At 67.6% G+C, this 1594-nt stretch carries 1 protein-coding gene and 1 pseudogene; one reads left to right on the top strand and one right to left on the bottom strand.

Annotated features, from left to right (window positions below; all coding sequences use genetic code 11):
- A pseudogene (locus tag ACFVIM_RS35060) lies at positions 1-164 on the bottom strand (electron transfer flavoprotein subunit beta); the annotation flags it as partial.
- Positions 165-867: 703 nt separating this feature from the next.
- Between ACFVIM_RS35060 and ACFVIM_RS35055 the strand changes: the two are divergent.
- On the top strand, positions 868-1593 hold the full coding sequence (locus ACFVIM_RS35055) for a lysophospholipid acyltransferase family protein (protein WP_384310406.1): 726 nt from the start codon (positions 868-870) through the stop codon (positions 1591-1593).
- Position 1594 lies beyond the last annotated feature (1 nt).

Here is a 1594-nt window from a genome sequence, read left to right as displayed (position 1 = left end):
TCCACCGCCTCCGCCAACCGCAACCCCTGCTCCACCGCATACTCATCCAACTCCGACAACAACCCATCCACCCCCTCACGATCCACCGTCCACCCCTCCGTAAACCCCCGCTCCCCCGCCGCGTCCGGCACATACTTCACACACACAACAATCCTCAAGCTCATAACAGCTCTCCTCTCGCGGTGGCCACATCACGGGCGGTCGACACCCGGCACCAGCGGCCGGGGGCCTGTCTCGCCAGGCAGCATAGGCGCCGCACGGCGGGGGATCCGGTGACTCCGACCGATGATCCTCAGGAAAATATTACTCACCAGTACGATCTCACCGTACCCCCTGAGCAAGCGCTTGGACGTGTGACCTTGCCGACGCCGTGGAGCGAGGGTGAGGAGACCCCGGCAACGGCCTGAGACCCCGGGCGGCCCCCGAGTTGACACCCCGCGCCGACGACGGGAGAACGACCGGCGCGGACACCCCCGGCGGACCCGTCACACGGGAGGCGGCGCACGCGCGGGGCGGGGGGATGAAAGGCTCCACTCGACGACAATCAAGCGGACAAGCGAACAAGCGGACAGAAGGAGAATGAGAAGAGAAAAGGGGAATGGGAACGGAGACGAACAGCGGAGCCGGCCCGGCGAGAGAGTGGAGCCCCGTGTTCGACTCCTCATGAATGGCACATACAGTCACGTATGAAGAGGCAGTGTTCTGCACCGGAAAAGTATGACGTGACGAGAATCTCCCCCACCGGGGCCAGCAGGACTGGTCAGCGCGCCGCGCATGGGGCACGATCTGCGCAGTGCCGAAAACCTACGGCTGCGTAACTTAAACCGGGCGAACCCTCCCCGGGCACAACAGAAGGGTCCTCCCCAGATGGCAGAGCTCGTCTACCGGCCGGTCGTCGGCGCCGCGCGCACCCTTTTCAAGGCGCTGGATCTGAAGATCGACATCCAGGGGTCGGAGAACATCCCGCGCTCCGGGGGTGCCGTGCTGGTGAGCAACCACATCGGTTATCTGGACTTTATCTTCACCGGTCTCGCCGCACTGCCGCAGAAGCGTCTGGTGCGCTTCATGGCGAAGGAGTCCGTCTTCCGGCACCGGGTCTCCGGGCCGCTGATGCGCGGAATGAAGCACATCCCGGTGGACCGCAAGCAGGGTGAGGCCGCCTACCGGCACGCGCTGGAGGCGCTGCGCGCCGGTGAGATCGTCGGCGTCTTCCCGGAGGCCACGATCTCGGAGTCGTTCACGCTCAAGTCGTTCAAGTCGGGTGCCGCGCGGCTGGCGCAGGAGGCGGGGGTACCGCTGATCCCGGTGGCGCTCTGGGGCACCCAGCGGCTGTGGACCAAGGGGCGGCCGCGGAATCTGAGACGCAGCCATATCCCGGTCACCATCCGGGTGGGCGAGCCGGTCCCGGCGCCCACGGACCAGTACGCGGGCGCGATCACCCGCAGGCTGCGCGAGCGGGTGCAGGAGCTGCTGGAGTCGGCGCAGCGGGCCTACCCCGTGCGCCCCTTGGACGCCTCGGACACCTGGTGGGTGCCCGCGCATCTGGGGGGCACGGCCCCGGCGCCGGCCACGGCCCGCGAGTCCCGCCCGTAGG

The organism is Streptomyces sp. NPDC057638, from assembly GCF_042800315.1.
In the GTDB taxonomy this organism is placed as follows: Bacteria; Actinomycetota; Actinomycetes; order Streptomycetales; family Streptomycetaceae; genus Streptomyces.
This window is presented reverse-complemented; position numbering and strand designations above follow the sequence as displayed.

What these genes read in the sequence shown, in the direction of transcription:
- ACFVIM_RS35055 (WP_384310406.1), top strand. Translation starts at nt 868, where the DNA reads ATGGCAGAGCTCGTCTACCGGCCGGTCGTCGGCGCCGCGCGCACCCTT.